This window comes from Candidatus Sodalis sp. SoCistrobi (genome assembly GCF_900143145.1).
Taxonomy (GTDB): Bacteria; Pseudomonadota; Gammaproteobacteria; order Enterobacterales; family Enterobacteriaceae; genus SoCistrobi.
Window position 1 is genome coordinate 1 of record NZ_FRDB01000169.1, and the last position, 6,330, is coordinate 6,330.

General features: G+C 56.1%; 3 protein-coding genes and 3 pseudogenes. 5 read left to right on the forward strand and 1 reads right to left on the reverse strand.

The annotated features are described in order from the left end of the window. Nucleotides 1-229, forward strand: a 229-nt coding sequence (locus tag CINSTRO3249_RS11425; protein WP_143146879.1) for an integrase core domain-containing protein, incomplete at its 5' end; no start/stop codon positions are given. Between the two features lie 39 nt (nt 230-268). Beyond that, nucleotides 269-1,003 (forward strand): annotated as a pseudogene (locus CINSTRO3249_RS11430) (efflux RND transporter permease subunit); the annotation flags it as partial. 553 nt (nt 1,004-1,556) lie between these two features. Here the strand turns inward: CINSTRO3249_RS11430 and gltP are convergent. After that, nucleotides 1,557-2,855, reverse strand: coding sequence for a glutamate/aspartate:proton symporter GltP (gene gltP, locus CINSTRO3249_RS11435; protein ID WP_074013376.1), 1,299 nt, complete (start codon nt 2,853-2,855; stop codon nt 1,557-1,559). 539 nt (nt 2,856-3,394) lie between these two features. Here gltP and acs point away from each other — a divergent pair. The 3 genes and pseudogenes from acs to actP form a co-directional block, all read left to right on the forward strand. Next, complete coding sequence (gene acs / locus CINSTRO3249_RS11440; RefSeq protein WP_074013377.1) at nt 3,395-5,353, forward strand: acetate--CoA ligase; 1,959 nt, start codon at nt 3,395-3,397, stop codon at nt 5,351-5,353. A gap of 62 nt (nt 5,354-5,415) precedes the next feature. Then, nucleotides 5,416-5,733: pseudogene (locus tag CINSTRO3249_RS11445) on the forward strand (DUF485 domain-containing protein). Further along, nucleotides 5,723-6,205, forward strand: a pseudogene (actP, locus tag CINSTRO3249_RS11450) (cation acetate symporter); the annotation flags it as partial. The pseudogenes CINSTRO3249_RS11445 and actP, both read left to right, overlap by 11 nt. Between the last annotated feature and the right edge of the window lie 125 nt (nt 6,206-6,330).

Sequence of the window (6,330 nt, forward strand, 5' to 3'; positions counted from 1 at the left end):
CGGCGACTCCTACGATAATGCGATGGCAGAGAGTATCAACGGGTTGTACAAAACGGAGGTTATCCACCGCGGGAGCTGGAAAAACCGGACGGAAGTGGAGTTGGCCACGCTGGACTGGGTGGACTGGTACAACAACAGAAGGCTGCTCGGGCGGCTGGGTTACATCCCTCCTACTGAAGCCGAAATGAACTATTACGCTTTGCAATTAGCATCAGAGGAAGCGGCGTAGTATTGCCAAAATTACTCTCTAATAAACTCGGGGTTATTCACCTTGGGTGATTTGGCCTCTATCCGCGTCAATGACGGGCCGCCGATGTTGAAAAGCGAAAATGCCCGACTCTCGAACTGGATCTATGTGGATCTGCGCGGCCGGGATTTAAAATCGGCCGTTCTGGAGATGCAGAAGGTGGTGGCCGAACAGGTCAAGCTGCCCGACGGCGTGTCGCTAAGCTGGTCCGGGCAGTTTGAGTATCTGGAGCGCGCCAGCGCCAAACTGAAAATTGTGCTGCCTTTCACCTTGGCGATCATCTTTGTTCTGCTGTATATCACCTTTAACCGGGTACGCGATGCGCTGCTTATCATGGGCACGCTGCCGTTTGCGTTGATAGGCGGCGTGTGGTTGCTCTATCTGCTGCACTATAATCTGTCGGTGGCGGCCGCGGTGGGCTTTATTGCGCTGGCGGGCGTGGCGGCGGAATTTGGCGTGATCATGGTGCTGTATCTTAACCATGCGCTGGTCAAGCACCGCGATGAAAACGGACAGTTGGACGAGCAGGCTTTGCTGGCGGCTATCCGCGAGGGCGCGGTACTGCGCGTGCGGCCGAAAGTGATGACGGTGGCAACCATCATGGCCGGCCTGCTGCCGATCATGTGGGGCGGCGGCGTGGGCTCGGAGGTCATGCAGCGCATCGCCGCGCCGATGGTCGGTGGGATGATTAGCGCGCCGCTGCTGTCGATGCTGGTCATTCCCGCGCTGTATAAGCTGTTGCATCGCCATGGCTGATAGACGTAACGGAAGCGTGCGGGCCGGCGGGTGAACTGTCCGCTGTGAAAGCCCCTACCGCCGTACATCTTCACCGGCGGTGCCGCGAAAAAAAGCCTGATGTCTCCACCTCAGGCTTGACAGGTGCCCCGCTGCGCGTTCGCGTCGCCAGGCCGGCGGGCGCAACAACCCCTCTACCGCAGGCTGCTGCTTCGCGGCCACAGCACCGCACTGCGTGGCGCCACGGGCTCTCTCATGCACGCCACTGCTTCGCGGTCGCATTGTAGCACCGCGTGGTGCCACGGAGTCTCTCATGCACGCCACTGCTTCGCGGTCACATTGTAGCACCGCGTAACGCCACGGGGTCTCTCATGCACGCCACTGCTTCGCGGTCGCATTGTAGCACCGCGTGGCGCCACGGAGTCTCTCATGCAGGCCACTGCTTCGCGGTCACATTGTTACACCGCGTCGTGCTGCGGGCTTCTTGCGCAGGCCCCGGCTCCGCGTCCGGCTGACAGGGGCGAGCATTGCCCCCGCTTGCCGAAGCGCGAGGTCGTTTGCCGGAGCATAAAGGTCAATCCCGGGTTCCCAACATCTCTTTTTCATATGCCAGCGCCTGCACGCTATCGTACTGATTTTCCCATTTGGAGATAACCAATACCGCCAGCGCATTCCCTACCACGTTAAGCGCAGTGCGCGCCATATCCAGAATACGGTCGACACCGGCGATAAATGCCAGGCCTTCCAGCGGAATACCGACGCTACCCAGGGTCGCCAGCAGTACCACAAAGGACACGCCCGGTACCCCCGCGATCCCTTTAGAGGTCACCATCAGCGTCAGCACCAGTACCACTTCTTGCCCTAAAGACAGCTCAATGCCGTAGAGCTGGGCGATGAAAATGGCGGCGATACTCTGATACAGCGTCGAACCGTCCAGATTGAACGAATAGCCGGTCGGTACCACGAAGCCGGTAATGGCCGCCGGCGCGCCGTAAGCCTCCATTTTTTCGATAATACGCGGCAACACGCTTTCCGAGCTGGCGGTGGAATAAGCCAGAATCAACTCTTCCTTCAAGATGCAAATCAATGTCCAGATACGCAATCGGCAAAGCCGCGCCACGGCGCCCAGCACCACCAGCGCAAAAAAGATAATCGCGCCATACACCAGCAGTACCAGCTTGGCCAACGGCAGCAGCGAGGCGAAACCAAAGGTCGCCACGGTAACCGAAATCAGCGCAAATACCCCTACCGGCGCATAGCGCATCACCATATGCGTAACTTTGAACATCGTTTCCGCCACCGCATTAAACACATTCAACAACGGCGCGCGGGTATTTTCCGGCAGTGAGGCCAGACCCAGGCCGAATAATACGGAGAAGAAGATGATCGGTAACATATCGCCCTTCGCCATCGAGGCGAAAATATTCGCCGGAATAAGCGATAACAGCGTACCCACCAAACTATGGCCACCCGATTGCACTTCGACAGTGGTCTGTTCATATTTTGAGATATCCACTACCGCCAGCGTTGACATATCGATCCCGTGGCCGGGATGGAAAACGTTGGCTAAGGTAATCCCCAGAATAATCGCCAGGGTGGTGATTATCTCGAAATACAAGATAGTCTTAAATCCGATGCTACCGAGCTTTTTAGCATCGCCAATCCCGGCAATGCCGACCACCAGCGTAGCCACCACGATGGGCACCACGATCATTTTAATCATGCGGATAAAAATATCCCCGGCCGGCGAAAGTAGGTTGGTTATTGTCCAATCACGTATTTCGCCCTGGTCATGAAGTATTGCACCAAGCAGAATTCCGAGGATTAAGGCAACAAGAATTTGCCAGGCGAGCGTTATTTTTAACTTTTTCATAACAATAGTGCTTTCCGTAGTAGGCCCCACCGTGACGAACACCTGTCCATCTCCATCTCCGTCACCGGCTTCACTTATTCACCGCTTATGATCATATGAAGCGGGGGCGCTTTAAAAAGTTGGTATAAATCGAAAATCTCAAAAACGCCGTAGGTGCGGGCGTCTGCTTAAGACTTGATTTATAAGAGCTTTCGACAATTTTTTCCGATATTCCCTGCGTTTTACAAGAGATTAACTTTAACTCTTTGTTATTAAAGGGTTAAGTAATAGAAAACGCGCTGAAATTGCTGCTATCAGCCACGCTACCCGCCTTTATATACGCTTTTTAAACAGAAGAAAATGATAAATATCGCTGAAATCACCTTGAGAAGGTCATTAGCGCCTATTATCCCAGTGCTGGCGGGGGTATGTTTTTTTCCTTAGCGCAGTGACCCTATAGGTGATGCGTGATCTGTCGCGCAAAAAAGAAACAAAGCCAATTCAAGGAGGTTTAATTAACCAAGGGTTGACATATTATTAACAAATACAAGGAGGAAACTATGAGCCAACCCCATCGTTACCCGATTCCCGCTAGCCTCGCGGAACGTACGCTGGTATCTGCGGAGCAATATCGGAAATTGTATCAGCAGTCCATCAACGATCCCGATTCCTTTTGGCGGGAATACGCCCAGATTGTGGAATGGATAACCCCTTTTCGGACGGTAAAAAATACCACCTTCGATCCTGGCCATGTCAATATCCGCTGGTTTGAAGACGGCACACTCAATGTGGCCGCCAACTGCCTCGATCGGCACTTGCAGGAGCGGGGCGACCAGACCGCCATTATCTGGGAGGGAGATGACGCCAGTCAAAGCAAAACCCTGACCTACCGGCAATTACATCAGGCGGTGTGCCGCTTCGCCAATGTCCTGAAGGCGCAGGGTATCGGCAAAGGGGATGTGGTGGCCCTTTATATGCCCATGGTGCCAGAAGCGGCGGTAGCGATGCTTGCCTGCGCGCGCATCGGTGCCGTTCACTCGGTCATTTTCGCCGGGTTTTCGCCGGAGGCGATCGCCGGCCGCATCATCGATTCCAGTGCCAAATTGGTGGTCACCGCCGACGAGGGGCTGCGCGCCGGACGCAAAATCCCCCTGAAGAAAAACATCGACGATGCGTTAAATCATCCGGCGGTGAAAAGCGTCAACCGGGTCATCGTCTTCCGCCGTACCGGCAATGCGATTGACTGGCAACCCGAGCGGGATATGTGGTGGCACGACGCCATCGACGGCGCCGACGATACTTGCCCGCCCGAGGCGATGGGGGCGGAGGATCCGCTGTTTATTCTCTATACCTCCGGCTCCACCGGCACCCCCAAAGGGGTGCTGCACACGACCGGCGGTTATCTGGTTTACGCCGCCACGACCTTTAAATATGTATTTGACTATCACCCCGGCGATGTTTATTGGTGTACCGCTGACGTCGGCTGGGTAACGGGGCACAGCTATCTGCTGTACGGCCCGCTGGCCTGCGGCGCCATTACCCTGATGTTCGAGGGCGTGCCCAACTGGCCTGACGCCAGCCGCATGGCGCAGGTGGTGGACAAACATCAGGTGAATATTCTCTATACCGCGCCCACCGCCATTCGCGCGCTGATGGCCGAAGGTGACAAGGCGATAGCCGATACGCATCGTTCGTCGCTGCGGATCATGGGCTCGGTGGGTGAACCCATTAATCCCGAAGCCTGGGAGTGGTATTACCATAAGATCGGTAACGGCCGCTGCCCGATTGTCGATACCTGGTGGCAGACCGAAACGGGCGGCTTCATGATCACCCCGCTACCGGGCGCCATGGCGCTGAAACCTGGCTCGGCGGCGCTGCCGTTTTTCGGCGTCCAGCCCGCGCTGGTAGATAACGCCGGCACGCCTGTCGATGGCGCCGGGGAAGGCAATCTGGTCATCACCGACTCCTGGCCCGGTCAAGCGCGTACGCTCTATGGCGACCACGATCGGTTCGAGCAGACCTATTTCTCCACCTTTAAAGGCATGTATTTCAGCGGCGACGGCGCTCGGCGCGACGAGGATGGCTATTACTGGATAACCGGCCGCGTCGATGACGTACTCAACGTTTCCGGCCATCGCCTCGGCACCGCCGAGATCGAATCGGCTTTGGTGGCGCATCCGAAAATTGCTGAAGCGGCGGTGGTGGGGATCCCGCACAACATCAAAGGCCAGGCGATCTACGCTTATATCACCCTCAACGCGGGCGAAACGCCGACGCCTGAATTGTATAACGAGGTCCGCGCCTGGATGCGTAAAGAAATTGGCGCGATCGCCACCCCCGATGTTCTGCATTGGACCGATTCGCTGCCGAAAACCCGCTCCGGCAAGATAATGCGCCGCATCTTGCGTAAAATTGCCGCCGGCGACACCGGCAATCTCGGTGACACCTCCACGCTGGCCGATCCGGGCGTGGTCGAAAAACTGCTGGAAGAAAAACATAGTCTGAACTTGCCTTCGTAACCCTCCGCCACCTCCGGGTGGCTTTTTTCTACCGTACCTCTGACCCTACTGGAGGATCCCTGATGAATGAGATCATTTATCAACGGATACAGAGCAATCCGCGTTTTCAAGAACTGGTGAGCAAACGCCAGCGTTTCGCCTGGTTGCTTGCCCTTATCATGCTGGTGCTGTATTACGCTTTTATCCTGCTTATTGCTTTCGCGCCAGATTGGCTGGGAACGCCATTGCACCCCGGCACCAGCGTGACCCGCGGCATACCGCTCGGCATCGGCTTGATCGTGGCCTCTTTCATTCTGACCGGTATTTAAGTCATTCGCGCCAACGGCGAGTTCGACCGTCTGACCCAACAGCTTTTGCGCGAGGTGCAGCATGACCAATAACGCCCGCTGGACATTGGCGCTGCCGCTGGCGGCCTGTCCGCTACTGATTCAGGCAGAAACGGTTAATGGCGCGGTCCAGCGCCAACCGCTGAATATTCAGGCCATCATTCTGTTTGTATTGTTCGTCGCCGCCACGCTGTATATCACCTATTGGGCGTCGAAACGCACCCGTTCGCGTAAGGATTATTACACCGCCGGCGGCAATATCACCGGCCTGCAAAACGGCCTGGCCATCTCCGGCGATTTCATGTCCGCCGCGTCGTTCCTTGGCATTTCGGCGCTGGTGTATACGTCCGGCTATGACGGGCTGATTTATTCCCTCGGCTTTTTGGTGGGCTGGCCAATCATTTTGTTTTTGATAGCCGAACGGCTGCGCAATCTGGGGCGTTATACCTTCGCCGACGTCGCCTCATACCGGTTGCAGCAAAAACCGATCCGCACCCTGTCCACCTGCGGCTCGCTGGTGGTGGTGAATCACCCCGGATAAATTAGAGTCTATACTTTAAAAGTGGAGGTCTCTATGACAACGACCAAACGTTACTCTCCGGAAGTCCGTGAACGGGCAGTTAATCTAGTGCTGGAAACTCAGCATGAGCA